Source organism: Amycolatopsis sp. (assembly GCF_025464955.1).
GTDB lineage: Bacteria > Actinomycetota > Actinomycetes > Mycobacteriales > Pseudonocardiaceae > Amycolatopsis.
Genome location: NZ_JAODNM010000042.1, coordinates 1 through 24,953 on the forward strand (window position 1 = coordinate 1; position 24,953 = coordinate 24,953).

General features: G+C 68.1%; 24 protein-coding genes. 16 read left to right on the top strand and 8 right to left on the bottom strand.

Going from position 1 to position 24,953, the window contains the following annotated elements; translation table 11 throughout:
* Window positions 1-113: 113 nt before the first annotated feature.
* Window positions 114-599 carry a MaoC family dehydratase gene (locus JWQ81_RS09350; protein ID WP_297539661.1) on the bottom strand — a complete coding sequence of 162 codons (486 nt, stop codon included), beginning with the start codon at window positions 597-599 and terminating at the stop codon, window positions 114-116.
* 50 nt (window positions 600-649) lie between these two features.
* Between JWQ81_RS09350 and JWQ81_RS09355 the strand changes: the two genes are divergently transcribed.
* The 4 genes from JWQ81_RS09355 to JWQ81_RS09370 all read left to right on the top strand — a co-directional run bounded on the left by JWQ81_RS09355 (window position 650) and on the right by JWQ81_RS09370 (window position 4,968).
* On the top strand, window positions 650-943 hold the full coding sequence (locus JWQ81_RS09355; protein WP_297539663.1) for a DUF1330 domain-containing protein: 294 nt from the start codon (window positions 650-652) through the stop codon (window positions 941-943).
* A 251-nt stretch (window positions 944-1,194) separates the two neighbouring features.
* Window positions 1,195-1,533: a hypothetical protein gene (locus tag JWQ81_RS09360; RefSeq protein ID WP_297539665.1), complete on the top strand. Its 339-nt coding sequence runs from the start codon at window positions 1,195-1,197 to the stop codon at window positions 1,531-1,533.
* A gap of 135 nt (window positions 1,534-1,668) precedes the next feature.
* Window positions 1,669-4,209: a bifunctional FO biosynthesis protein CofGH gene (locus tag JWQ81_RS09365; RefSeq protein WP_297539667.1), complete on the top strand. Its 2,541-nt coding sequence runs from the start codon at window positions 1,669-1,671 to the stop codon at window positions 4,207-4,209.
* Between the two features lie 183 nt (window positions 4,210-4,392).
* Window positions 4,393-4,968: a hypothetical protein gene (locus tag JWQ81_RS09370; RefSeq protein ID WP_297539669.1), complete on the top strand. Its 576-nt coding sequence runs from the start codon at window positions 4,393-4,395 to the stop codon at window positions 4,966-4,968.
* Here JWQ81_RS09370 and JWQ81_RS09375 read toward each other — a convergent pair.
* Window positions 4,931-5,980 carry a TDT family transporter gene (locus JWQ81_RS09375; protein WP_297539671.1) on the bottom strand — a complete coding sequence of 350 codons (1,050 nt, stop codon included), beginning with the start codon at window positions 5,978-5,980 and terminating at the stop codon, window positions 4,931-4,933. The two genes, JWQ81_RS09370 and JWQ81_RS09375, sit on opposite strands and share 38 nt — an antisense overlap.
* 70 nt (window positions 5,981-6,050) lie before the next feature.
* On the opposite strand from JWQ81_RS09375, the gene JWQ81_RS09380 reads away from it, so the two are divergent.
* From JWQ81_RS09380 to JWQ81_RS09395, 4 genes are read left to right on the top strand one after another with little or no spacing between them, the layout of a single operon-like run.
* Window positions 6,051-6,953 (top strand): LysR family transcriptional regulator, encoded by a 903-nt coding sequence (locus JWQ81_RS09380; RefSeq protein ID WP_366942276.1) that lies wholly within the window; start codon window positions 6,051-6,053, stop codon window positions 6,951-6,953.
* 46 nt (window positions 6,954-6,999) lie between these two features.
* Window positions 7,000-8,007, top strand: coding sequence for a tryptophan--tRNA ligase (trpS, locus tag JWQ81_RS09385; protein ID WP_297539673.1), 1,008 nt, complete (start codon window positions 7,000-7,002; stop codon window positions 8,005-8,007).
* Window position 8,008: 1 nt separating this feature from the next.
* The gene (locus JWQ81_RS09390; protein ID WP_297539675.1) at window positions 8,009-8,389 is read left to right on the top strand and encodes a hypothetical protein; all 381 of its coding nucleotides are present in this window, start codon (window positions 8,009-8,011) and stop codon (window positions 8,387-8,389) included.
* 47 nt (window positions 8,390-8,436) lie between these two features.
* Complete coding sequence (locus JWQ81_RS09395) at window positions 8,437-9,459, top strand: YhjD/YihY/BrkB family envelope integrity protein (RefSeq protein WP_297539678.1); 1,023 nt, start codon at window positions 8,437-8,439, stop codon at window positions 9,457-9,459.
* A gap of 23 nt (window positions 9,460-9,482) precedes the next feature.
* On the opposite strand, the gene JWQ81_RS09400 is transcribed toward JWQ81_RS09395, so the two are convergent.
* Window positions 9,483-10,700, bottom strand: a complete 1,218-nt coding sequence (locus JWQ81_RS09400) for a D-alanyl-D-alanine carboxypeptidase family protein (protein ID WP_297539728.1) — start codon at window positions 10,698-10,700, stop codon at window positions 9,483-9,485.
* Window positions 10,701-10,844: 144 nt separating this feature from the next.
* On the opposite strand from JWQ81_RS09400, the gene JWQ81_RS09405 reads away from it, so the two are divergent.
* Both JWQ81_RS09405 and JWQ81_RS09410 read left to right on the top strand, forming a co-directional pair.
* Window positions 10,845-11,105, top strand: coding sequence for an SCO4848 family membrane protein (locus tag JWQ81_RS09405; protein ID WP_297539680.1), 261 nt, complete (start codon window positions 10,845-10,847; stop codon window positions 11,103-11,105).
* A gap of 100 nt (window positions 11,106-11,205) precedes the next feature.
* Window positions 11,206-12,600: a S8 family serine peptidase gene (locus tag JWQ81_RS09410; protein ID WP_297539682.1), complete on the top strand. Its 1,395-nt coding sequence runs from the start codon at window positions 11,206-11,208 to the stop codon at window positions 12,598-12,600.
* Between the two features lie 71 nt (window positions 12,601-12,671).
* Here JWQ81_RS09410 and JWQ81_RS09415 read toward each other — a convergent pair whose 3' ends face one another.
* From JWQ81_RS09415 to sdhC, 4 genes are read right to left on the bottom strand one after another with little or no spacing between them, the layout of a single operon-like run.
* Window positions 12,672-13,451 carry a succinate dehydrogenase iron-sulfur subunit gene (locus tag JWQ81_RS09415; RefSeq protein WP_297539684.1) on the bottom strand — a complete coding sequence of 260 codons (780 nt, stop codon included), beginning with the start codon at window positions 13,449-13,451 and terminating at the stop codon, window positions 12,672-12,674.
* Window positions 13,451-15,205 (bottom strand): succinate dehydrogenase flavoprotein subunit, encoded by a 1,755-nt coding sequence (sdhA, locus tag JWQ81_RS09420; protein ID WP_297539686.1) that lies wholly within the window; start codon window positions 15,203-15,205, stop codon window positions 13,451-13,453. Before sdhA ends, JWQ81_RS09415 begins: the two co-directional genes overlap by 1 nt.
* Window positions 15,206-15,237: 32 nt before the next feature.
* Window positions 15,238-15,654 carry a succinate dehydrogenase hydrophobic membrane anchor subunit gene (locus tag JWQ81_RS09425; RefSeq protein WP_297539688.1) on the bottom strand — a complete coding sequence of 139 codons (417 nt, stop codon included), beginning with the start codon at window positions 15,652-15,654 and terminating at the stop codon, window positions 15,238-15,240.
* Between the two features lies 1 nt (window position 15,655).
* Complete coding sequence (sdhC, locus tag JWQ81_RS09430; RefSeq protein ID WP_297539690.1) at window positions 15,656-16,099, bottom strand: succinate dehydrogenase, cytochrome b556 subunit; 444 nt, start codon at window positions 16,097-16,099, stop codon at window positions 15,656-15,658.
* Window positions 16,100-16,636: 537 nt separating this feature from the next.
* On the opposite strand from sdhC, the gene JWQ81_RS09435 reads away from it, so the two are divergent.
* From JWQ81_RS09435 to JWQ81_RS09460, 6 genes are all read left to right on the top strand, one after another.
* A complete protein-coding gene (locus JWQ81_RS09435; protein WP_297539692.1) occupies window positions 16,637-17,695 on the top strand; it encodes a BMP family ABC transporter substrate-binding protein in 1,059 nt (352 codons plus the stop codon).
* A 98-nt stretch (window positions 17,696-17,793) separates the two neighbouring features.
* Window positions 17,794-19,341 (top strand): ABC transporter ATP-binding protein, encoded by a 1,548-nt coding sequence (locus tag JWQ81_RS09440; protein WP_297539729.1) that lies wholly within the window; start codon window positions 17,794-17,796, stop codon window positions 19,339-19,341.
* Window positions 19,341-20,459, top strand: a complete 1,119-nt coding sequence (locus JWQ81_RS09445; protein ID WP_297539694.1) for an ABC transporter permease — start codon at window positions 19,341-19,343, stop codon at window positions 20,457-20,459. The genes JWQ81_RS09440 and JWQ81_RS09445 overlap by 1 nt, the downstream gene beginning before the upstream one ends.
* Entirely contained in the window at window positions 20,456-21,700 is a 1,245-nt protein-coding gene (locus JWQ81_RS09450) for an ABC transporter permease (RefSeq protein ID WP_297539696.1), read from the top strand. The genes JWQ81_RS09445 and JWQ81_RS09450 overlap by 4 nt, the downstream gene beginning before the upstream one ends.
* Window positions 21,697-22,089: a cytidine deaminase gene (locus JWQ81_RS09455; RefSeq protein ID WP_297539698.1), complete on the top strand. Its 393-nt coding sequence runs from the start codon at window positions 21,697-21,699 to the stop codon at window positions 22,087-22,089. The genes JWQ81_RS09450 and JWQ81_RS09455 overlap by 4 nt, the downstream gene beginning before the upstream one ends.
* The gene (locus tag JWQ81_RS09460; protein WP_297539700.1) at window positions 22,089-23,381 is read left to right on the top strand and encodes a thymidine phosphorylase; all 1,293 of its coding nucleotides are present in this window, start codon (window positions 22,089-22,091) and stop codon (window positions 23,379-23,381) included. The genes JWQ81_RS09455 and JWQ81_RS09460 overlap by 1 nt, the downstream gene beginning before the upstream one ends.
* Before the next feature lie 432 nt (window positions 23,382-23,813).
* Here JWQ81_RS09460 and JWQ81_RS09465 read toward each other — a convergent pair whose 3' ends face one another.
* Window positions 23,814-24,941, bottom strand: a complete 1,128-nt coding sequence (locus JWQ81_RS09465) for a PA containing protein (protein ID WP_297539702.1) — start codon at window positions 24,939-24,941, stop codon at window positions 23,814-23,816.
* Window positions 24,942-24,953 lie beyond the last annotated feature (12 nt).

The following is a 24,953-nucleotide window of genomic DNA, read 5'->3' on the forward strand; positions in this document are numbered from 1 at the left end:
CGTATGCGCGGTTGTCCGCCGCGCAGTTCGCCCAAGCCGTCGCCGTGGTGGACTGACTCTTGAGCGTTGCGGCCGGTACTAACCGGCCGCAACGCTCACGAGCTTTTGGCGGGTCAGGGGCGGAGCCGCAGGAGGTTCATCGCTTTGAGGGACAGGACGGTGGCGTCGTCCTGGTTGAGCAGCAGGCAATCGGTGTGCAGGAGTCCTCTGTCCGGTTTGGACTTCGACACGCGGGTCTGCACGGTGGTGACGCGCAGGCGCAGCGAGTCGCCGGGCCGGACAGGGGCGGGCCAGCGGATTTCGTCGATTCCCGGCGAGGCCAGACTGGCCACTTTGGACAGATAGTGGTCGGCGAGCAGGCGCATGAGCAGCCCGCAGGTGTGCCAGCCGCTGGCGATCAGCCCGCCGAACGGGCCGTTCGCGGCGTAGGCGAGGTCGATGTGGATCGGTTGCGGGTCGAACTTGTTCGCGAACTCGAGGATCTCGGCCTCGGTGACGGTGCTGTACCCGTACTCGTAGACCGCGCCGGGTACGTAGTCCTCGAAGTAGCGGTCGTCGATGGGTGCCGCGAAGTCTTCCGCGCTCAGCGTCTCGCTCATGTCCGCGATTTTGGCACGCCCGCACGTCGACGTCCGGCAGGATCGACGGTATGACTGCTTACGTGCTCTCCGAGGTCCAATTCCTCGACGAGGAACTGACCGCCCGCTACCGGACCCTCGCGCAGGTCGCGATCGAGTTCCACGGCGGCCGGTATCTGGTTCGCGGTGCGCTGCCCGAGGTCGTCGACGGCGTCTGGGACGCGGGGAAGCGGCTGGTCGTGCTGGAGTTCCCGAGCACCGAACGGGTCCGCGAGTGGTACGACTCGCCCGAGTACGCCGAAGCCCGCGAACTCAGCCGATCCGCCCTCCGGCGACGGCTGCTGTTCGTCGACGGCGTCGAGTGAAGGGTTGCTAGCAACCCTAGCGACGCTAGAAGGGCTGTGACCGGCGGTTACGGGGGTTGGTGGTATCCGTGTCGGGGGCCACTCTGACGGTCGCTAGTCTGGGCACTCAAGTTCGTCGGATCCCGGGGGACTTGACACGCTCGGTAGCTTTTTGACCATCAACACGAATATTCCTCACTCTTACGGGTGAAGTGTTCGTGCAGGGCATTCTCGTCGCGGGAGGCACTCCGGTGCGCAACCCAGTTCGTCTCTTGACGCGATCCACCATGCGCGCGATCGTGCTCGCGCTGGTCCCGGTGGGCCTGCTGGCCCTGGGTGCCGGCGTGGCGTCGGCGCAGACCACCAGCGCGGTGGTGCGGACCGCCGAGTCCGACAGCGTCACCTTCGGCCTCTGGGGGCCTGTCGGACTGGCCGCCGTCGTGCTCGGCGTCATCGGAATGGCCGCCGGCGTCGTCCGCCAGCGCCGCAACGTCCGTGCCGCCTCCACCGCCGACACCGACCAGCCCACTGGCGACGTCACCGCGATGACCGAGACAGTGCTCCCCGAGCCGCCCACACGTCCCCAGCTCTCGCCTGTCCCGCGCGCCTAGCCGCCGAGCCGGGTGCGTTTAGCCCGCTAAACGCACCCGAGCCGATTTATTCCCGAGAGTGCGCGTTGAGCAGGAGTAATCCCTCACAGCGGAACCTCTTACCTGGCCCTCCCGACCGGCCGTAGGCTCAGCTTCATGGCTGACAGTGTGCTGATTACCCCACCCGAGCCGAAGCCCTCAGCGTCCGCCTTGCGGCGGGCTCTGCGGCGTGCCGAGGACGGCGTGGCTCTCGATGTCACCGAAGCGGCCGTGCTCCTGCATGCCCGTGGTGACGACCTCGAACAGCTCTTCGCCGCGGCGAGGAAAGTTCGCGACGCGCACCTCGCCGACCAGGGCCGCGGCGGCATCGTCACCTACAGCAGCAGCGTGTTCATCCCGCTGACCAAGCTGTGCCGGGACCGATGCCACTACTGCACCTTCGTAACCGTGCCGGGCAAGCTGCACTCGATGTACCTCGAACGTGACGAGGTCCTCGAGATCGCCCGCGCGGGCGCCGCGGCCGGCTGCAAGGAGGCCCTGTTCACCCTCGGGGACCGTCCCGAGGACCGGTGGCCGCAGGCCCGCGAATGGCTCGACGCGCGCGGCTACGACTCCACTTTGGACTACCTGCGCGCTTGCGCGATCGCGGTGCTCGAGGAGACCGGCCTGTTGCCGCACCTCAACCCCGGCGTGATGAGCTGGGAAGAGCTCCAGCGGTTGAAGCCCGTCGCGCCGAGCATGGGCATGATGCTCGAGACCACCGCGACGCGCCTGTGGTCGGAGAAGGGCGGCCCGCACTACGGCAGCCCCGACAAGGACCCCGCCGTCCGCCTGCGGGTGCTCGACGACGCCGGCCGCGTCGGCGTCCCGTTCACCACCGGCATCCTGGTCGGCATCGGCGAGACGCTGACCGAGCGCGCCGAGTCGCTGCACGCGATCCGCGCGCGGGCCCGGCAGTTCCGGACCATCCAGGAGATCATCGTCCAGAACTTCCGCGCCAAGCCCGACACGGCGATGCGCGAATCCCCGGACGCCGACCTGCACGACCTCGCCGCCACGGTCGCCGTCGGCCGGCTGCTGATGCCGCCGGGCGTCAGCGTCCAGGCGCCGCCGAACCTCGTCGGCGACGAGCACGCCCTGCTGCTGCGCGCCGGGATCGACGACTGGGGCGGCGTTTCGTCGGTCACCCCGGACCACGTCAACCCCGAGCGCCCGTGGCCGACGGTCGACTCGCTGCGCCAGTGGACCGCCGACGCCGGGTTCACCCTGCGCGAGCGCCTGAGCGTGTACCCGAAGTACATCAAGGCGTCCGAGAAGTGGATCGATATCCGGCTGAACTCGCACATCACCGCGCTCGTCGACGGCGACACCGGCCTCGCCAACGAAGACGCGGCCGTGGTCGGGCACCGCTGGCAGGAGCCGGACGGCGGGCTGGAGACCACTGGCCGCGCGGACCTCAACGAGACCATCGACACCGAGGGCCGCACGTCCGACCGCCGTGGTGACTTCGACAGCGTCTACGGCGACTGGGACATCCTCAAGACCCAGGTGCCGAGCGCGGGCGGCGCGCCGGAGCGGCTCGACAGCGATGTCCGCGAAGGCTTGCGGCTGGCGCATGGCTACCCCGGCGCGTTGCTCGAGCCGGAGCACGCCGCGGCCGCGATGGCGCTGCTGACCGCCGACGGCGTCGCGCTGGAAACGATGACGCGCCTCGCCGACGACCTGCGGGCCGACGTCGTCGGCGACGACATCACCTATGTCGTCAACCGGAACATCAACTTCTCCAACGTCTGTTACGTCGGCTGCCGGTTCTGCGCGTTCGCGCAGCGGGAGCGGGACGCCGACGCGTTCCGGCTTTCGGTGCAGGAAGTCGCGGCCCGGGCCGTCGAGGCCTGGGAAGCCGGCGCGACCGAGGTCTGCATGCAGGGCGGTATCGACCCGAAGCTGCCTGTCAGCTACTACGCCGACATCGTCCGCGCGATCAAGGCCGCGGTGCCCGAGATGCACGTCCACGCGTTCTCCCCGATGGAGATCGTGTCGGCCGCGTCGAAGGCCGGCGTGAGTGTCGAGGAGTGGCTCACCGAGCTGCGCGACGCCGGGCTCGGGTCGATTCCCGGTACGGCGGCGGAAATCCTCGACGACGAGGTTCGCTGGGTCCTCACCAAGGGCAAACTGCCGGCGCAGACCTGGATCGACGTCGTGTCGACCGCGCACCGCCTCGGCATCCAGTCGTCCAGCACGATGATGTACGGCCACGTCGACCATCCCGGCCACTGGCTCGGGCACTTCCGGGTGCTGGGGCGGATCGCGGTGGACACCGGCGGGTTCACCGAGTTCGTCGGGCTGCCGTTCATCCACCACAACGCGCCGATCTACCTCGCCGGGGTCGCGCGTCCCGGGCCGAGCGTGCGGGACAACCGCGCGGTGCACGCGTTCGCGCGGCTTTCGCTGCACGGCCGCATCGACAACGTCCAGTGCTCGTGGGTCAAGCTCGGTGACGAGGGCACGGCCCAGGTGCTCCGCGGCGGGGCGAACGACATCGGTGGCACGTTGATGGAGGAGACCATCTCGCGGATGGCCGGTTCCGAGCACGGCTCGTCGCGGACGACCGCCGAACTGCATCACCTCGCGTCGCTCGCCGGGCGTCCCGCGAGCCAGCGGACGACCACCTACGGCCGGAGCCTTTCGCCGGCCTGAAGTTCGTAGCGGTGCGAACCGGGGGATCGTCGGGGTCCTCCGGTTCGCGCCGTTTTTCGGCGACCAGGTACGAATGCGGTGGGAAAAGCACGAATCAGCCGCGAATTCCTGGGTGAAACAACAAATAACGGTTTACCTTTTGCCGTGCTGTGAAGTGTTCTCTTTGGAGTACTTTGCACCGCTATGACGACAAATCCCGGCTCCGAAGAGTGGGCGCAGCAGCCCCCGCAGGGCGGCGGGTTCCCGCCGCCGGGTCCGCAGGGCGGCGCGTACCCACCGCCGCCGTACAACCAGGCTCCCGCGGGCCCGATCGCTTTGCCGAAGTCCTTGGACATGTCGGTGAAGCTCTGGATCGCGGCCGCCGCGGTTTCGCTCATCCACAGCATCCTGACGATCGTGAACACCAACGCGCTGGTGGACGAGTACGCAGCCCGACTCGGTGTCGACACGAGCGCGGCTTCCGCCAACGTGAGCGGGGTCGGCTCGGTGATCTTCCAGATCATTCTGATCGGGGTCTGGCTTTTCTTCGTCTTCAAAATGCGCGAAGGTCAGAACTGGGCTCGGATCGTGCTGACGGTCATCGGTGGAATCACCGTGCTCCTCGGCGTCATCGCGCTGTTCGCGTTGGGAGTGCTGTTCTCCATTGGCGGGCTCGGAGTGATCGAAGTCCTCTTCTCCCTGGCGAGCCTGGCCACGGTCGGCGGCGCAATTTTCTTCCAGTTCAAAGCAGACGCGAACCCGTACTTCGTGCGACGCTGACCCACAAAGTCACCAGCAGGACGAACAAGGTGACGGCAGCGATCGTGAACACCGTGGCGCCGGTGCGAGCGGCAAGTGCGCACGCACCGGTGACACATGTTCCCAGCGGGAACGTGAAAGCCCACCAGGCCAAGGAGAACGGCGGCCGGGTGCGCAGGGTGACCAGCGCGGCCAGTACCAGCCAGAGCATCGCGAAGCTCCACGTCGGCACGCCGTAGAGCAGTCCGAAAGCCTTGGCCGCGGTGTCGTAGGGTGCGGGCAGAACGCCCTTCGCGGCGTCGCCGAGCAGGTTCGTCGCGGTCGTCGACTGCCCGAGCGCGCCGAGCACGATCCACAGCGTCGGCACGCCGGCAGCAGGGCCGACGCCGTGCCGCACCAACTGCGACCAGATCTGCGGCAGCAGCACCAGAGTCGCGAACAGGCTGATGCCGAACAGTCCATAACAGACCATCAACATCGTCAGTTTCGCTTGTCCCGCGGGTAGATGGGCGATGAGTGCGGCACCTGTCGACGCCGAGACCATCGGCGGGACCACGGGCATCAGCCAGGTCGGCGAAGCGCCGGCGGCCTTGATCCGGCCCGTCATCATCAGGTATGGCACGGCCGCGGTGGTGAGGAGCCCGAGCGCGGTCCCGATCGTCCACAGTGTCCAGTCGGCGGCGACAGCGGGAGCGAGTCCGATCCAGTCCCGGCCGAGGCCGAGCGTGCCGGCGCCGACGGTCAGCACCGCCATCGGCAGCGCACCCCAGAACTGCGCGGTCACCGGGTCGATCGAGTAGCCACGGACGGTCGCGCGGTCGGTCCACCAGCCGCGGGCCAGCCGCACGCACAACGTCATCAGCCAGACCGTCGCCAGCAGCCAGACCACGGTCGCGGCGGTCCTCAGCCCGGGGAACTGCAGCGGCAGGGACGCCGCCGCGTTCGCCACGATGCCGGTACCCATGACCGAGCTGAACCAGTTGGGCGCCGTGGTGAGTTCGAGGCGTGCGGAGCGCGGGGCGGATTTGAGCATGTCTTCACTCTTGATGCTTTCGGCGTCGCCCAGTAGGCGCCGGACACCGATCGACTCATAAACTGCGGTTATGCCGTTGCCGATGAGAGTGGCCGAGCTTGCCGGGTTCGACCTGCTGCTCGACATCGCGCGCCTCGGCAGCATCGGGCTCGCCGCGCGTGAGCACGCGATCTCGCAACCCGCCGCCAGCGCCCGGATCCGGCAGCTCGAGGCGCTGGTCGGCGTCGCGCTCGTGGATCGGTCGCCGCGTGGCTCGAAGCTCACCCATGCGGGTGAACTGGTCGCCGGGTGGGCCAGGCCGGTCATCGACGCCGCCGGTGACCTCGAAGCCGGGATCGCCGCCCTGCGCGAGGAACGGGACACCCACCTTCGTGTCGCGGCCAGCCTCACCGTCGCCGAGTACCTGCTGCCCAAATGGCTCGCCGCGCTCCGGATCGCTGACCCCGAGACGGCGGTCTCGCTGAGTTCCGGCAACTCGGCCGACGTCGTCGAGGAGGTCCTCGCCGGCACCGCTGAGCTGGGGTTTATCGAAGGCCCGGACCTGCCCGAGGGCCTACACGCGCACACCGTCGGCCGCGACGAGCTGCTGCTGGTCGTCGCGCCGGATCACCCGTGGGCACGTCGCCGGCGCAAGACGACTCCGGCCGAGCTGGCCGCCGCGCCGCTGATCAGCCGGGAGCCGGGGTCCGGCACCAGGCGGGCGCTGGAGCTGGCCCTGCTGCCGCTTACCCTCGCGGATCCGCTGGTCGAGCTGTCTTCGACCACGGCGATCAAGGCCGCGGTGTCGGAAGGGATCGGGCCGGCCGTGCTCAGCGCGCGGACGGTCGCGCTCGAACTCGCCGCCGGGACGCTGGTCGGGGTGGAGGTCGCGGGTGTTGACCTCGGGCGACGTCTTCGGGTGGTCTGGCGCGCCGGACGGACCCTGCGCGGTGCGGCGGCCGACCTCGCCGCGATCGCCGCGCGGGGCGCCTGAAAGAATCGGGGGCGTGTCCGAACAAGCAGCTGTGTCAGCAGAGCAGATGACCCGCCTCAGGGTGCTGTCCGGTATCCAGCCGACGGCCGATTCGTTCCACCTGGGCAACTACCTCGGCGCGCTGCGTCAGTGGGTGAAGCTCCAGGACACGCACGAGACGTTCTACTGCGTGGTCGACCTGCACGCGATCACCGTCGAGCAGGACCCGAAGGTCCTCCGGGACCGCACGCGCCGCTCGGCCGCGCAGCTGCTGGCGCTCGGCGTCGACCCGGCGCGCAGCGCGCTGTTCGTGCAGAGCCACGTCCCCGAGCACGCGCAGCTTAGCTGGGTGCTGGAATGTCAGACCGGCTTCGGCGAGGCCAGCCGGATGACGCAGTTCAAGGACAAGTCCAGCAAGCAGGGCACCGATCGCGCGAGCGTCGGGCTGTTCACCTACCCGGTCCTGCAGGCGGCGGACATCCTGCTGTACCAGGCGAACGCGGTGCCGGTCGGCGAGGACCAGCGCCAGCACCTGGAGCTCACGCGCAACCTGGCGCAGCGGTTCAACAACCGGTTCGGCAAGACGTTCGTCGTGCCGGAGCCGCACATCGTCAAGGACACCGCGAAGATCTTCGACCTGCAGGACCCGACGTCGAAGATGAGCAAGTCGGCTTCGGTCGCGAACGGGCTCATCGAGCTGCTCGACGAGCCCAAGAAGTCGGCGAAGAAGATCCGGTCCGCGGTCACCGACACCGGCCGCGAGGTCGTGTTCGACGCGGAGAACAAGGCAGGCGTCGCGAACCTGCTGACGATCTACTCGGCGTTGGCCGAGCGGAGAATCCCGGACCTCGAAAAGGCTTACGAGGGCAAGGGATACGGCGATCTGAAGGTGGACCTCGCCGAGGTGCTCGTCGAGTTCGTCACCCCGTTCCAGGAGCGTGTCACGTCCTACATGGACGATGTGACGGAGCTGGACAAGGTGCTCGCGCAAGGCGCGGAGCAGGCCCGCGAGGTCGCGTCTCGGACGCTGGCGACGGTCTATGACCGCGTCGGCTTCCTGCCTCCGGCGCGCTGACATGAGCGAAACCGTCGAGGATGTGGCTGCGCTGATCGCATCGCTGCGGTCGGAGGAGTCGGAGGAGGACGAGGGCGTCCACGCCGAAGCGATCGAGTCGCTTTCGGTGTTCCCCGAAGGCGTCCTCGGTCGTGGCGTCGCGTTGGCGTGGGAGGAGCTCGTCGCGATCCCGAAGACCTACGCCGGCGAGGTGCTGAACGCGATCTGCAACTCCGGATACGACGCGATCAGCGGGTTCAACGACGTCTACGCCGAACTCCTGCCGCAAGCGCAGAGCCTGCTGAAGGCGTTGATCGACTTCCACGAGAGTGAAGTGTGGCTCGCGGGCGCCGAGAAGGGCTTGCTGACGACGGTTCGGGACACCTTCTTCGACTCGCTGTGAGCGAGGCTCGCGCTGCGGAGTCGGCCGAAGCTGGTTAACGTTTCCAGGTGGCGAAGGACGAAAAGAAGGCCCCTGAGCAAGAGAAACTGCTGCCGCGGCTGCGACGGAAGTATGCCTGGGTCGATCATGTGATCCGGGCGAACGAAGCCTTCACCGAGCGCTACGGCAACCACTACGCTGCCGCGATCACCTACTTCAGCGTTCTTTCGCTGTTCCCGCTGCTGATGGTGGGCTTTTCGATCGCCGGAATCATCCTGCACGGTAATCAGGCCGTGCTGGATCAGATCCAGCACGGCATCACCAAGTCCGCGCCGGCGGGGCTCGGCGACTTCCTGAACCAGATCGTCAAGGCGGCGCTGAGTGCGGGCGCGGGCACCGGGATCGTCGGCCTGGTGATCGGGCTGTACTCGGGGATCGGCTGGATGACCAACCTCCGCGACGCGCTCACCGCGCAATGGGGTCAGGAGAAGAAGCCGCAGCCGCTGGTTTCGGGGACGCTCAAGGACTTGCTGCGGCTCGTCGGGCTGGGGCTCGCGCTCGTGGTGTCCTTCGGCCTGACCGCCGCGGGCAGCGGTGTCGGCAAGACGCTGCTGCATCTTGTGGGGCTGGACAATCAGGGCTGGGCGGTTTTCCTGCTCCGGCTGGCGACCATCGTGCTCGGCTTGCTGGCGAACACTCTGGTGTTCCTGTGGGTGATCGCGAGGCTGCCCCGCGAGCGCGTCAACGCCCGCAGTGCCGTCAAGGGCGCGATCATGGCGGCGATCGGGTTCGAGATCCTCAAGCAGATCACCACGATCTACCTGGGATTCACGGCCGGATCGCAGAGCACGGTCTTGTTCGGGCCGATCCTTGGGCTGCTGTTCTTCTCGAACCTGGTCTCGCGGTTCCTGCTGTTCGTCACCGCGTGGACGGCGACCGCGAAAGAGAACATGGTGGCCGTCGTGGAACCCCCGGCGCCGGTGGTGATCCAGCCACGGATCACCGTGAACCGCGGCCCGGGGCTGGGCCTCACCGCGGGTGCCTTCGGTGCCGGTGCCCTGCTGGCGTTGCTGGGCCGTCGTCGTCCGTAGCTGTTGCCGGACTTTTGGCAACGTCACTCGGCGGGTGAGTCGGCCTGCTTGCGGCGGCGGGTGTAGAGGAAGCCGCCGAGGATCAGCAGCGCGACGGCGAGGGTGATGATCCAGCCGGTGGTGCCGAACGCGCCTTCATCGGAGATATTCGCCGCGGCCGCCTGCGCGCTGTGGGACACCTCGGCGTTGACCTCGGGGGCCTGAGTCGGCGTGGGTGTCGTCAACGGCGTGTAGCTGATCAGACCGACTGCGGGTGCGTTCGCGGCTTCAAGCGCGAAGCCGTAGTCGAGCAGTTTCGACGCCTGGTCGACCATCAGCGTCGGACGTTGCTCCCCGCGCATCGTCACGAGGGCGAGCCGCTTGCCGTTGCGCGCGGCCGAGCCGACGTAGGTGTGGCGGGCGTCGTTGGTGAAACCGGTCTTGCCGCCGAGGAAGCCGGGGTAGACGCCGAGCAGCTTGTTGTCGTTGAGCACCGGGATCGCCGGTTTGCCGTCCGTCGCCGGGATTTCGTAGTGCTTGGTGCCGACCGCGTTCGCGAACTCCGGCTGCTTCATCGCGTAGTGGAAGATCAGGCTGAGGTCGTACGCCGACGTCGACATGCCCGGCCCGTCGAGCCCGGACGGGGTGGCCGCCCGCGTGTCCGTCGCGCCGATCCGCGTGGCCATCGCGTTCATCTTCCCGACCGCGACGTCGACGCCGCCCAACGTGGTCGCGAACGCGTGCGCCACGTCGTTGCCCGAGTGCATCAGCAGCCCGTGGATCAGCTGGTCGACGGTGTAGTGCGCGCCCGCGGCGATGCCGACACAGGTGCACTCCTGGCCGGCGTCCTCCTGGGTCGGGACGATGACCTGGTCCGGCTTGAGGTCGGTGACCACGACGAGCGCGAGCAACGTCTTGATCAGCGACGCGGGCCGCTCACGGGCGTGCGGGTTCTTCGCGGCGAGCACGGCTCCGGTGTCCAGGTCCTGGAGCATCCACGACGCCGCCGTGATCCCGGCGGGCAGCGGGGGAGCGCCGGCCGGGAGCACGTCGCCGCACTCGGCCATGCGGACCCCGCCGACTGGGACGGCCGGGACCGGCATCGCCGCGGGGGCGACCTGTCCGGGTACCGGCTTCTCCGAGGTGTCCACCGGCGGCGGCGGGGCGTCGCGGTTCACGCACGAGGCAGGCGGCGGCGCGGCGGGGGTCGTCGCGGGGTCGTTTTCGGCCGCGGCAGCCGAGAACCCCGTCGTGCCGGTCATCACGAGGAAACCGGACAACACGGCAAGAATCAGAACCTTGAGCGACCGAGTATGAACGCTGTGCACTCGAGGAGGGTAACCGCGCCGCGTCCCGGCTTCGCCCCCGGTGCGCTGCTGCCCAGGTCACAGCTGTTTACTCGGGGTATGCGGATTACTCGGCGTACCTCACTGTTCTTCCTCGCGTTCGGGGTCTGGTCCTGGATCATCTGGATCACCTTCGCCAAGAACCTGTGGGCCAGCGACCAGTCGTGGGCGGCGGACGGCTCGCCGACGGCGTACTTCTTCGTGCACGCGGTGCTGACCGTGGTGTCGTTCGTGCTTGGCACGATCATCGGCGTCATCGGCTGGCGCGCCCTCCAGGCGACCAAGACGAAACAGGAGCCCGTCGACACCCACGCCGGCTGAACCGGACGATTACCCCAAATGGTGGACAGCGCAGGCGGGGTCGAGTGCCTAACGTTCTCCTTTCAGGGCCGCTACCCCTGGCCCGTTCTCTGGAGGTGGAATGTTCCGCATTCGACGATGGCTGCTGCCCGCGGTCGCGGCACTCACAGTGACCGCCGGGAGTGTGGTGGCCGCGCCGAGCGCCAGTGCGGCTCCCGCAGCGCCATGTGACACGGCGAGCACCGCTTACAACTACGTCGTGCTCTACGCGCCGCATACCCCGCAGGGGCTCGTCGACGAGGAGCTGCGTGCGAAGTGCGGGTCGAAGGTCGCGTACTACCCGGAAATCGGGGTCGCCGTCGCGAGTTCGAGCACCGCGGACTTCGCGCAGCGGATCGGCGTCTACCGCGCCTACTCCGGCGGTCGCGACGTCGCCGTGCCACCGGCGGCGCGTGTTTCCCTGGACGGCGAGCAGACGACCGCGGTCGCGACGGCTGGGGACCTCAGCGCGCAGCAGTGGGACATGCGGGCCATCCACGCGCCGGAAGCGAACCAGATCAACCCCGGCAGCAAGTCCGTGACCGTCGGCGTCCTCGACTCCGGGATCGACGCGGCGCACCCCGCGCTGCGTGCGGCCGTCGACGCGAAGGCGTCGGCAGGGTGCCTGACCGGCGCTCCGGACACCGCACCGGCGGCGTGGGCGCCGACGACTTCGGACCACGGCACGCATGTCGCGGGCACGATCGCCGGGAAGGACCCCGCGACCGGGTTCACCGGAATCGCCCCGGGGGTGAGGCTTGCGTCGGTGAAGGTCGTCAACGACGCCGGGTACATCTTCCCGGAGGCCGCGGTCTGCGGGTTCGTGTGGGCCGGGCAGCACCACTTCCAGGTGACGAACAACAGCTACTTCATCGACCCCGGGATGTTCTACTGCTCGAAGCAACCCGGTGACGCGGCCGCGTTCGAAGCTGTCCGGCGCGCGGTGGCCTACTCGACCGGACGCGGCGTGCTCAACGTGGCCGCTGCCGGCAACGCGGCGTTCGACCTCACCGCGCAGACCACCGACCCGGTCCGGCCGCACGCCGTCGACAAGAGCTGCGAGATCCTGCCCGGCGGGCTCGACGGCGTCGTCACGGTGTCCGCGACCGGGTACGCCGGCACGAAGTCGAGCTACAGCAATTGGGGCCGCAACGAGATCGACGTGACCGCGCCCGGCGGCGATCGCGCGCAGCTCCCGCCGGCCGGCCAGGGTGCGGGCTGCCCGCTGTCGACGGTGTTCAACGGCGGCTACGGCACAAAGTGCGGGACGTCGATGGCGTCCCCGCACGTCGCCGGTGTCGCGGCACTACTGGCGAGCAAATACCGCTTCGCGCCACCCTTTGCCCTGATGGCGTTGCTCGAAGCCCAAGCCGACCCCGTCGCGTGCGGCATCGCCGCCCCGACCTGCTCCGGCCCGATCCGCGACAACTCCTACTACGGCCACGGCTCCGTCAACGCCCTCGACGCCGTGCGTTAGCTCGCTCCAGCTGGACGTGAAGGCCACCTTCATTTACCTATCGGTTGTGAAGGTGGCCTTCACGTCCAGTCCTAGACGCGCTTGAAGAGCAGGGCGCGCTTCACTTCCTGGATGGCCTTCGTGACCTGGATGCCGCGGGGGCAGGCGTCGGTGCAGTTGAACGTCGTGCGGCAACGCCAGACGCCCTCGGAGTCGTTGAGGATGTCGAGGCGTTCCTCGGCGGCTTCGTCTCGGGAGTCGAAGATGAACCGGTGCGCGTTGACGATCGCGGCCGGGCCGAAGTACGAGCCGTCGTTCCAGTAGACCGGGCACGACGACGTGCAGCAGGCGCAGAGGATGCACTTGGTGGTGTCGTCGAACCGGTCGCGGTCGGCCTGCGACTGGATCCGCTCACGGGAGGGCTCGTTGCCGTAGGTGATCAGGTACGGCTTGACGGCACGGAACGCCTCGAAGAACGGGTCCATGTCGACGTAGAGGTCCTTCAGCGTGACGAGACCCTTGATCGGCGCGATGGTGATGGTGGTCTGCTTGCCGTCTTTCTCGAGCAGATCCTTCATCAGCACCTTGCACGCCAACCGGTTGACGCCGTTGATCTGCATCGCGTCGGACCCGCAGACGCCGTGGGCGCACGAGCGGCGGAACGAGAACGTCCCGTCGAGGTAGTCCTTGACGTAGAACAGCAGGTTGAGCAGCCGGTCGGTCCGCTGCGCGGGGACCTCGTAGGTCTCCCAGTGCGCCTCGCTGTCGACCTCCGGGTTGAACCGCAGGATCTTCAGCGTCACCGTGATGGGCGTGTGGTCGGCGAAGGCCGCGGCGTCGGCGTCGGCCTTGGTGGAGGTTGCGGTGCTCATCAGTACTTCCGCTCCATCGGTTCGTAGCGGGTGAAGACGACGGGCTTGTAGTCCAGCCGGATGTCCGAGGACAGGCCTTCACCCTGCTTGTAAGCCATGGTGTGCCGCATGAAGTTCGTGTCGTCGCGGGTCGGGTAGTCCTCGCGGGCGTGGCCGCCGCGCGATTCCTTGCGCGCCAGCGCGCCGACGATCAGCACCTCGGCGAGCTCCAGCAGGAAGCCCAGTTCGGCGGCCTCCAGCAGGTCGGTGTTGTACCGCTTTCCCTTGTCCGACACCGAAATGCGTTCGTAACGCTCCTTGAGCGCCTGGATGTCGGTCAGCGCCTGCTTCAGCGTCTCCTCGGTGCGATACACCGAAGCGTGCGAGTCCATCGTCTTCTGCATCGCGGTGCGGATGTCGGCGACGCGCTCGTCACCGTGCTCCGAGAGCAGCCCGGCGAGCTGCGCCTCGACGACCGTGGTCGGGTTCTCCGGCAGATCGACGAGCTCGTGGTTCAGCGCGTACTCGGCGGCGGCGATGCCCGCGCGGCGGCCGAACACGTTGATGTCCAGCAGCGAGTTGGTGCCCAGCCGGTTCGAGCCGTGCACCGAAACACACGCGACCTCGCCGGCGGCGTAGAGGCCCGGGATGACGTGTTCGTTGTCCCGCAACGCTTCGCCGTGGATGTTCGTCGGGATACCGCCCATCACGTAGTGACAGGTCGGGAACACCGGCACCGGCTCGGTCACCGGGTCGACGCCGAGGTAGGTCCGCGAGAACTCCATGATGTCCGGGAGCTTCGCGTTCAGCGTCTCTTCCGGGATGTGCGTGACGTCGAGGACGACGTAGTCCTTGTTGGGACCGCAACCGCGGCCCTGCAAGACTTCCTGCACCATCGAGCGGGCGACGATGTCGCGCGGCGCGAGGTCCTTGATCGTCGGGGCGTAGCGCTCCATGAAGCGCTCGCCGTCGGAGTTCCGCAGGATGCCGCCCTCACCGCGCACGGCCTCCGAGATGAGGATGCCGAGGCCGGCGAGGCCGGTCGGGTGGAACTGGAAGAACTCCATGTCCTCCAGCGGCAGGCCCTTGCGGAACACGATGCCGAGACCGTCACCGGTCAGCGTGTGCGCGTTCGACGTGGTCTTGAAGATCTTGCCGGCGCCGCCGGTGGCCATCACGATCGACTTGGCCTGGAACACGTGCAGCTCGCCGGTGGCCAGCTCGTACGCGACCACGCCGGACGCGACGGGGTTGCCGTCCTCGTCCGGGGTCAGCAGCAGGTCGAGCACGTAGAACTCGTTGAAGAACTCGGTGCCGTACTTGACGCAGTTCTGGTACAGCGTCTGCAGGATCATGTGCCCGGTGCGGTCGGCGGCGTAGCAGGCGCGGCGGACCGCGGCCTTGCCGTGGTCACGCGTGTGGCCGCCGAAGCGCCGCTGGTCGATCTTGCCCTCGGGCGTCCGGTTGAACGGCAGGCCCATCTTCTCCAGGTCGAGCACCGCGTCGATGGCTTCCTTCGCCATGACCTCGGCCGCGTCCTGGTCGACCAGGTAGTCGCCGCCCTTGATGGTGTCGAAGGTGTGCCATTCCCAGTTGTCCTCTTCGACGTTCGCCAGCGCGGCGCACATGCCGCCCTGGGCCGCGCCGGTGTGGGACCGGGTCGGGTAGAGCTTGGTGAGGACCGCCGTGCGGGCCCGCTGGCCGGATTCGATGGCCGCGCGCATGCCGGCACCACCGGCTCCGACGATCACCACGTCGTATTTGTGGAACTGCATCGAAAGATCTCTCCGCTACGTGTGGTGGTCGGCTAGTTCGTGATGTTCGGGTCGAACGTGAAGATCACCATGGTGCCGACGGCGAGGATCAGCGCCATCGAGACGTAGAGGACGATCTTCAGCCAGAAGCGGGTGGTGTCCTTGCGGGCGTAGTCGTCGATGATCGTGCGCAGCCCGTTGCCGCCGTGGATCTCGGCGAGCCACAGCATCGAGAGATCCCAGAACTGCCAGAACGGCGAAGCCCAGCGGCCGGCGACGAAGCCCCAGTTGATCCGGTGCACACCGCCGTCGAGGATGTTCATGATGAGCAGGTGGCCGAGCACCAGGATGATCAGCGCGAGGCCGGAGATCCGCATGAACAGCCAGCTGTAGAGCTCGAAGTTGCTGCGGCGCGCGGTGGCGCGGCGGGGGGTGCGCGGTTTGGCCAGCGCGAGTGGTTCGGTCGTCATCTCACTTGCCCCCGAACAGGGTCTCGACGGTGCGCTGGAGCATGAAGTACGCGCCAGGGATCATCACGACGACCCAGATGCCGATGATGGTCCACAGCATCGGCTTCTGGAACTTCGGTCCCTTGTCCCAGAAGTCCACCAGCATGACGCGGATCCCGTTGAGCGCGTGGTAGAGCACCGCGCCGACGAGACCGACCTCCATCAGGTTGACGATCGGGGTCTTGTAGGTCTCGATGACCTGGTTGTACGTATTGGGCGACACGCGCACGAGCGCGGTGTCGAGCACGTGCACGAACAGGAAGAAGAAGGTGAGCACGCCGGTGATGCGGTGCAGCACCCATGACCACATGCCGGGGTCGCCCCGGTAGAAGGTCCCCTGCTTGCGCGAAGCACCGGCGGAGGCGCTCGCGCCCGCTTCCGGGGCGGTGCTAGCCGTGGTGGACATCGGTGAGCGGCCTCCAACGTCGTGGCTGTCTACCCGGTTACCACGATTCGCGCGGGCCGCCGTCGTCCGTCCACTGGGGACTGGTCCGGCCGCGGTGCGAGAGATCTGAGGTCATCGAGCGTGGATGAAAGGATGCTAGACCCGGTCGTCGATGAGGGCTCAACCTCGGGTTCCCGTCTGTGATGGACCAGACATCCTCCGGCGTCTCACGAGGTCCCAGGTGTGGCGCAGCGCACGTATCCGGGGTCGCGGTCAGCCCATCGGGGGACGAGCCGTCGGGTTGGCGCGCACCATAGGCACCCGACTATCGACACGGTGGAAAAAGATCACACACGGAGAGTCTCCGTCGATCTCACGGAGTGTGTGCATGCTGTAGCCGGTATGACCCATCAGTAAACATTTGGGTTACGTAGCGTGCCATTCCTATGGCGGTTTCCTGGCAGACGGGTACGGTTCGCCAGTCGAGGCGGCAACTGGGGCCGCCCGATTTCCAATCATCCGCTGGATCAGCGGGGAGGGAGAAACACCTTGCATCGCATGCGTGGAACCGCGCTGGTGGCGGTGGGCTTGGCCGGGCTGCTGACGCTGGCGGCCTGCGGTTCGGGCAGCGGCGGCAGCACCCCCGCTGCTTCCGGTACTTCCGGAGGCAACAGCAGCGCCCTGAAGGTCGGCGTGGCCTACGACGTCGGCGGCCGCGGTGACCAGTCGTTCAACGACTCGGCGGCCCGTGGCCTCGACAAGGAGAAGTCGACGGGCGGCATCACCGTGCGGGAGCTCGCGGCCACCCAGGGGGAGACCGACGCGCAGAAGGAAGACCGGCTGCGTCAGCTCGCCGAGGGCGGTTACAACCCGATCATCGCGATCGGCTTCGCCTACGCGGGCGCCGTCGGCAAGGTCGCCAAGGACACGCCGGACACCAAGTTCGCGATCATCGACGACTTCACGCCCGGCACCGACACCGGTCCGAACATCGAGAACCTGACGTTCGCCGAGAACGAGGGCTCGTTCCTCGTCGGTGTGGCCGCGGCCCTCAAGAGCAAGACCGGCAACGTCGGCTTCGTCGGCGGTGTCGACACGCCCCTGATCCAGAAGTTCGAGGTCGGCTACATCGCGGGCGTCAAGGCTGTGAAGCCCGCCGACACCGTGCAGGTCAAGTACATCAGCGAGCCGCCGGACTTCGGTGGCTTCAACGACCCGGCCAAGGGTGAGACGGCCGCCGACGGCATGTTCGACGCCGGCGCCGACATCGTCTACGGCGCGGCCGGCGGTTCCGGCAGCGGTGTGTTCAAGGCCGCGAAGGCCAAGGGCAAGCTGGGCATCGGGGTCGACTCCGACCAGTACAACCAGCCCGCGCTCGCCGACGTCAAGGACGTCATCCTGACCTCGATGGTGAAGCAGGTCGACCTCGCCGTCACCGACTTCATCGACTCGATCAAGGCGAACAAGTTCACCGCCGGCAACAAGGTCTACGACCTCAAGGCCGGCGGCATCCAGTACTCGACCAGCGGCGGCAAGATCGACGACATCAAGGCGCAGCTCGAGGACTACAAGCAGAAGATCATTTCCGGTCAGATCAAGGTCCCGGCCACGAAGTAGGCGGATTTCGCCCGAACCTATGATCTGATCTACGACGTCTGACGGGCCCGTGGCGCCTCCGCCCCGGGCCCGTCACCGTTTCTCAAGGAGCGTGCGCGATCAGCGAGGATCCAGCCGGGACCCGGCTACCCAAGTACGCGGTGGAGCTGCGAGGCATAACCAAGCGGTTCCCCGGAGTCGTCGCCAACTCGGACATCAACGTGGGTGTCCGCGCCGGTACCGTGCACGCCCTGGTGGGTGAGAACGGCGCCGGCAAGTCGACCCTGATGAAGATCCTCTACGGGATGCAGCGCCCCGACGAGGGCACCATCCTGATCGACGGCAAGGAAGTGGACTTCGCCACCCCGGCCGACGCGATCGAGGTCGGCATCGGGATGGTCCACCAGCACTTCATGCTGGCCGACAACTTCACCGTGCTCGAGAACGTCGTGCTCGGCAACGAGCCGAAGGCCGGCGTGGGCCTCGACTTCAAGACCGCGCGCGCGAAGATCAAGGACATCTCCGCGCGCTACGGCCTCGGTGTCGACCCGGACAGGCTGGTCGACGAGCTCGGGGTCGGTGAGCGGCAGCGAGTCGAGATCCTCAAGGTCCTCTACCGCGGCGCGCGCATCCTCATCCTCGACGAGCCCACGGCCGTCCTGGTGCCGCAGGAGGTCGAAGAGCTCTTCGACAACCTCCGCGAGCTCAAGGCCGAGGGCCTGACGCTCCTCTTCATCTCGCACAAACTGGACGAAGTGCTCTCCGTCGCCGACGACATCACCGTCGTCCGCCGCGGCACCACCGTGGCCAGCGTCGAACCCGGCGCCGTGACCGCGCGCCAGCTCGCCGAGCTGATGGTCGGCAGCGCGCTGCCGGTGCCGGAGCTGCGCGAGTCCACCGTGACCACCACGCCCGTGCTCGAGGTCGACGGCATCGACGTCACCACCGACGACGGCCGCACGGTGCTGCAGAACCTGTCGTTCACCATCCACGCCGGCGAGGTGCTGGGCATCGCCGGCGTCGAGGGCAACGGGCAGGCCGAGCTGGTCGAGGCGCTGATGGGTATCCGCCCGGTCAGTGCCGGGAAGATCAAGCTGTCCGGCACCGACATCACCACGACGTCGACCAGCAAGCGCCGCGACGCGGGCATGGCGTACATCCCCGAGGACCGGCACCGCCAGGGTGTCCTGCTGGAGTCGAGTCTCTGGGAGAACCGGATCCTCGGCCACCAGAACCAGGCGCCCAACGTGAAGGGCCCGCTGCTCGACCGCAAGGGCGCGAAGGCCGACACCGAGCGGATCGTCAAGGAGTACGACGTCCGCACGCCGAACATCGACGTCGCCGTGTCCTCGCTGTCCGGCGGCAACCAGCAGAAGCTGATCGTCGGTCGTGAGATGAGCGGGAACCCGGTGGTGCTGCTGGCTTCGCACCCCACCCGCGGTGTCGACGTCGGCGCGCAGGCCGCGATCTGGGAACACATCCGCCGCGCCCGTGCGGACAAGCTCGCCGTGCTGATGATCTCGGCGGACCTCGACGAGCTCATCGGGATGTCGGACCGGCTCTCGGTGATCCTGCGCGGCAAGCTCGTCGGCGAGTACGACCCGCAGTCGGTCACACCCGAAGAGCTGGGCTCCGCGATGACCGGCGCCGGGGGAGAGGAAGCGTAATGGGACGGCTCAACCCACGTTCGATCCTGCTGGGCCTCGCCGCGCCGGTGGCCGCGCTGATCTTCGCGCTGCTGGTGTGCGCGCTGATCCTGGTCGTCACCGGACACGCGCCGGTCGACGTCTTCGAGCAGATGGTCAAGTCCGTGCAGCGACCGAGGACGTTCGTCAACTCGATCAACAGCGGCACGACGTACTACCTGTCCGCGGTGGCGGTGGCGATCGGCTTCAAGATGAAGCTGTTCAACATCGGCGTCGACGGGCAGTACCGGATCGCCGCCATGCTGGCCGCCGCGTTCGCCGGTGCGTCCTTCATGAACAGCCTGCCGGGTTTCCTGCGCATCATCATGACGATCGTGATCGCGATGGTCGTCGGCGCGATCTGGGCGGGCATCGCCGGGTTCCTCAAGGTGACCCGCGGGGTCAGCGAGGTCATCTCGACGATCATGCTCAACGCGATCGCGACCGCGGTGGTGGCGTTCCTGCTCACCCCGAAGCGGCTCGCGGTCTCCGTGGCCGGCAGCAACAACATCGGCACCGCGCCGATCACCCCGGGCGGGCAGGTGCCGGGGATCACCTACGCCGGCTCCAGCTCGAAGATCTTCGGGCTGATCCTGCTCGCCGTCGTCGTCGGCATCCTGTACTGGTTCATGCTTTCGCGGACCCGGTTCGGGTTCAACCTCAAGGCGACCGGGCTGTCGGAGTCCGCCGCCGTCGCCAGCGGGGTCAACGTCAAGAAGATGGTGCTGGCCAGCATGCTGATCTCCGGCGCGGCCGCCGGCCTCGTCGGGATGCCGCAGCTGCTCGGTGACTCCTACTCGTACTCGCTCGACTTCCCGACCGGGCTCGGCTTCACCGGCATCGCGATCGCGCTGCTCGGCCGCAACCACCCGGTCGGCATGGGCTTCGCGGCGCTGCTGTGGGGCGTGCTCGACCAGACCTCGAACGTGCTGGACATCTCCGGCGTGCCCAAGGAGATCGTGGTGATCATGCAGGGGGTGATCGTGCTGTCCGTGGTGATCGCGTACGAACTGGTGCGGCGCTACCAGATCCGGCTCGAACAACGCGACGTCGGCCGCGCGCTCGGCACGACCAAGACCCCGGCGGAGGTGTCGGCATGAGCACCTTGCTGGAACCAGACGTGCGTGCGCCGGCCAAACGGCAGCTGTCGCCGATCATGTACCTGTACCTCGCGGTGGCCGTGATCGCGGTCGTGTCGCTGGTTCGGGTGCTGACCGGGGCGAACGACCTCACCTCGAGCGGCACGGTGTCCGCGGCGCTGACCGCGGCCGTGCCGATCGCGCTCGCCGGGCTCGGCGGGCTGTGGTCCGAACGCGCCGGTGTGGTCAACATCGGTCTCGAAGGTATGATGGTGCTCGGCACCTGGGGCGCCGGTTTCGCCGGTTACCACTGGGGTCCGTGGGCCGGTGCGGTGATGGGTGTCGCGCTCGGTGCGCTGGGCGGGCTGATCCACGCCGTCGTCACCGTCACCTTCGGCGTCGACCACATCATCTCCGGGGTGGCGATCACGCTGGTCGCGCCCGGGTTGGCGCTGTTCCTCTCGAAGCTGTACTTCACGAACACCGTGGGCGGCGGGCAGAAGCAGTCACCGCCGATCTCCGATGTCACGGAAGTGACCGTGCCAGGAGTGTCCTCGGGACTCGGCACCATCGAGGACAAGCACTGGTTCTTCGTGTCCGACATCGCCGGGATCCTGCGCGGGCTCACCACGCAGGTTTCGATGCTGTCGATCATCGCGGTGATCCTGTTCGTCCTCACCGCGTATGTGCTGTGGCGGACGCCGTTCGGCCTGCGCCTGCGGTCCTGCGGCGAGGCGCCGCATGCGGCCGAGTCGCTCGGCGTGAACGTCTACCGGTACAAGTTCGCGGCGATCATCACTTCGGGTGCGCTGGCCGGGCTCGGCGGCGTGGTCCTCGCGGTGACCGCCGGGCAGTACCGCGACGGGCAGACCGGTGGCCGCGGGTACATCGGCCTCGCGTCGATGATCTTCGGCAACTGGCGGCCCGGCGGGGTCGGCATCGGTGCCGGGCTGTTCGGGTTCACTGACGCGATGCAGCTGCGTAACGACGCTTCGGTGCACGCGCTGGTCCTGCTGCTCGGGCTCGCGCTGCTGGCGCTCACGGTGGTCCAGTTCCGGGCGAAGCGTTACGGCGTCAGCGCGGTGGCGCTGGTTCTCGGGATCGCGTTCGTGCTCTGGTTCTCGGTGACGAAGAAGGTGCCGCCGGAACTGGTCGGCGCCGCGCCGTACGTCGTCACGCTGTTGGCGCTTTCCCTTGCCGCGCAACGACTTCGGATGCCGAAGTTCGACGGCTTGATCTGGCGTAAGGGGCAGGGCGGATGACCGCTTCGGTCGATTGGGACGCCCTGCGCGCCCAGGCCGTCCAAGCGGCGCAGAGCGCGTACGCGCCGTACTCGGGGCTGCTGGTCGGTGTCGCCGGGATCGTCGACGACGGCCGGGTGGTACTGGGCTGCAACGTCGAGAACGCGTCATACGGGCTCGGCCTGTGCGCCGAGTGCACGATGGCCGGGCAGCTGCGGCTGTCCGGCGGCGGGCGGCTCGTGGCCGTCGCGTGCCGCAGCGGCGTCGGCGACCTGCTGATGCCGTGCGGGCGCTGCCGTCAGATCCTGTTCGAGCTCGGCGGCGGCACCTGCCTCGTCGACACCCCCCGCGGCGTCCTGCCGATGTCCGAGGTGCTTCCGGACGCCTTCGGCCCGGACGACCTGCCGTAGTGGGTACCGAGAGTTTTGCGGCGGTCGACGTCATCCGGACCAAGCGGGACGGCGGCAGGCTCAGCGACGCGCAGATCGCCTGGGTCGTCGACGCCTACACGAACGGCGTTGTCGCCGAGGAGCAGATGTCCGCGCTGGCCATGGCGATCTTCATCCGCGGCATGGACGCCCAGGAGATCGCCCGCTGGACCGGGGCGATGATCGACTCCGGTGAGCGGCTGGCGCTGGACGTCGATCGCCCGACCGTGGACAAGCACTCCACCGGTGGCGTCGGCGACAAGATCACCCTGCCGCTCGCGCCGCTCGTCGCGGCGTGTGGCGCTGCGGTGCCGCAGCTGTCCGGGCGCGGGCTCGGGCACACCGGCGGCACGCTGGACAAACTGGAGTCGATCCCGGGCTGGCGCGCGGAGCTGTCGACCGCGGAGATCGCGGCGCAGCTCAACGACGTCGGCGCGGTGGTCTGCGCGGCGACCAAGGGACTCGCGCCGGCCGACCGGAAGCTGTACGCGCTGCGCGATGTGACGTCGACGGTCGAGTCGATCCCGCTGATCGCCAGCTCGATCATGAGCAAGAAGATCGCCGAGGGCTCCGCGGGCCTCGTCCTCGACGTCAAATGCGGGTCCGGCGCGTTCATGAAGACCCGCGACCAGGCACGTGCGCTGGCGCGGACGCTCGTCGAGATCGGGACTGCGCATGGCGTGGCTACTACGGCGCTGCTGACCGACATGAGTACGCCGCTCGGTTACGCCGTCGGCAACGCTGTCGAGGTGGCGGAGTCCGTCGACGTGCTGCGCGGCGGCGGACCGGCCGACGTCATCGCGCTGACGGTCGCGCTGGCTCGCGAGATGCTGGCGCTGGCCGGTTTGTCCGAAGTGGACCCGGCGGCGGTTCTCGCGTCCGGCAGGGCGTACGAGACCTGGGTGCGGATGATCCGTGCGCAGGGCGGAGACCCCGAGGCGCCGCTGCCGAAACCGAGTCATATTCACGTTTTTGAAGCCGGTCGTGACGGGATCTTGACGACTTTGGACGCCTACGCCGTCGGCGTGGCTGCCTGGCGCCTTGGCGCCGGACGCGCCCGTCCGGGTGACGGCGTGCAGTACGCGGCTGGCGTGCTCTGCCGGGCCAAGCCGGGTGACCGCGTCACGGCCGGGCAGCCGCTGCTCGAGTTGCACACCGACACTCCGGACGCCGTCCCGTCGGCACTGGCCGCCCTTGACGGCGGCGTCGTCATCTCCGACAGCGACAACCGTCCCACCGCCGGCGACGTCGTCCTGGAAACCATCCGCCCCTGACCCGGCGAACCTCCCGGGCGTCCCACTTTTGCGCTTTTGTGGGGTCGTTGCACACGCCGATAACCCGCGCCCACAACGAGGGCGCAAAAGTACAAAAGTGCCCTCCCTGGTCGGGAGGTAACCCTCGCAACTCGCCGTCGAGTTGCGGTAGTTAGCGTCCGCAAGGACCGCAACTCGACGGCGAGTTGCGGTCGCGGGCGTACAAAAGTGGCTCTTGTGTCGTAGGTGTGGGTCCGCGACAGCGAGGGCGAGTCCCACACTCAGACCGGCGAGTCCCACACCCAGCTCCGGACACCGGCATTCGCCGTACACCGACACGACCCGGCCCTTGCTGCGCGTCCACAGCAACCAGCACCCACACAGACGACCGAAGAGCCACAAAAGTGCCCCCGTCCCGGGGTGGGACGGGGGCACTGTGGGGTGCGGGTGGGGCTAGTCGTCGGTGTCGGCCACGGCTTCGCCGTTGGTCTTCGCCTTGACGTCGGCGGCCTTGGGTGCCCGGCCGTTGCGGGTGTTGCGACGCGGCTGGCGCGGCGCGGGGGGCGGCGGCGAGATCTGCTGGACCGCGGGGCCACCACCGAGCATGAGCTCGGCGAAGGTCGCCATCGCCTCGTCGAGCTGGCCGCCGATGCGCCGCTCGGACTCCTCGGCGCTCTTGCGCACCACCGAGGTGACCGAGTCGGTGTCCGGCTGCTTTGCCAGGGAGTCGGTGACCTTGGACAGGCCGGTCTTGAACGAACCGTCGAGCTCGCCAAGGCGCGCGGAGAAGCCGTCCTCGACCTTGTCGAGGTTGCTGGCCAACTCGTCGAGCCGGCTGGTGACCTGCTCGAGGCGGTTGCCGAGGCTGTCGAGCCTGTCGGATGCGTCGATCATCTCGCCGGTCTCGGTCAGCGCGACCTTCAGTGCTTCGGTGTTCGCGCCGATGCCGTCCTGCGTGGCCTTGCCGAGGTCCTCGACGCGGGTACGCAGGTCCGCGTCACCGGACTCGATGCGGTCGCGGAGCTCGTTGGCGCCGCTCTCGATGCGCTCGCGCAGGCCGTTCTCGGCGAGGTCGATCCGCTCGCGGACCGGGCCGTGCACCGCCTGGGGCAGCGAGTCGAGCTTGCTGTCCTGCTTGTCGAGGTGGCTGCCCAGCTCGTCGAGGCGGCGGTGGATGTTCTGGAGCTTGTCCTCGAGGCCGTCCATCCGGCCGGCGACGCCTTCGAACCGCGCGCCGACGCCGTCGAGCCTGCCGTCCAGCTGGGCGAACGGCTTCGCCAGCTTGTCGACGATGCTTTCGACCGTGCGCGCCAGCGCGGCGATGGCGTTGTCCTGCGCCTCGAGCCGCGACATGGTCTCGTCGAGCCGCTCGGCCAGCACGCTGACCTCGGTGCGGTCGGGCAGTTCGGAAAGCCGCTTGCGCACCGCGCCGAGCGAGTCCACCGGGGCCAGCCGGGCGTAGATGTCGTCGAGGGCGTCGAAGATCTGCTGCTGCTCGCTCTCGCGCACTTCGGCCGCGCGCACCAGCATGTTGCGCATCCGGTCAAAGGACGGTGCTGCAATCTGGTTATCAGTGGTCACTGCGGTGTCCTT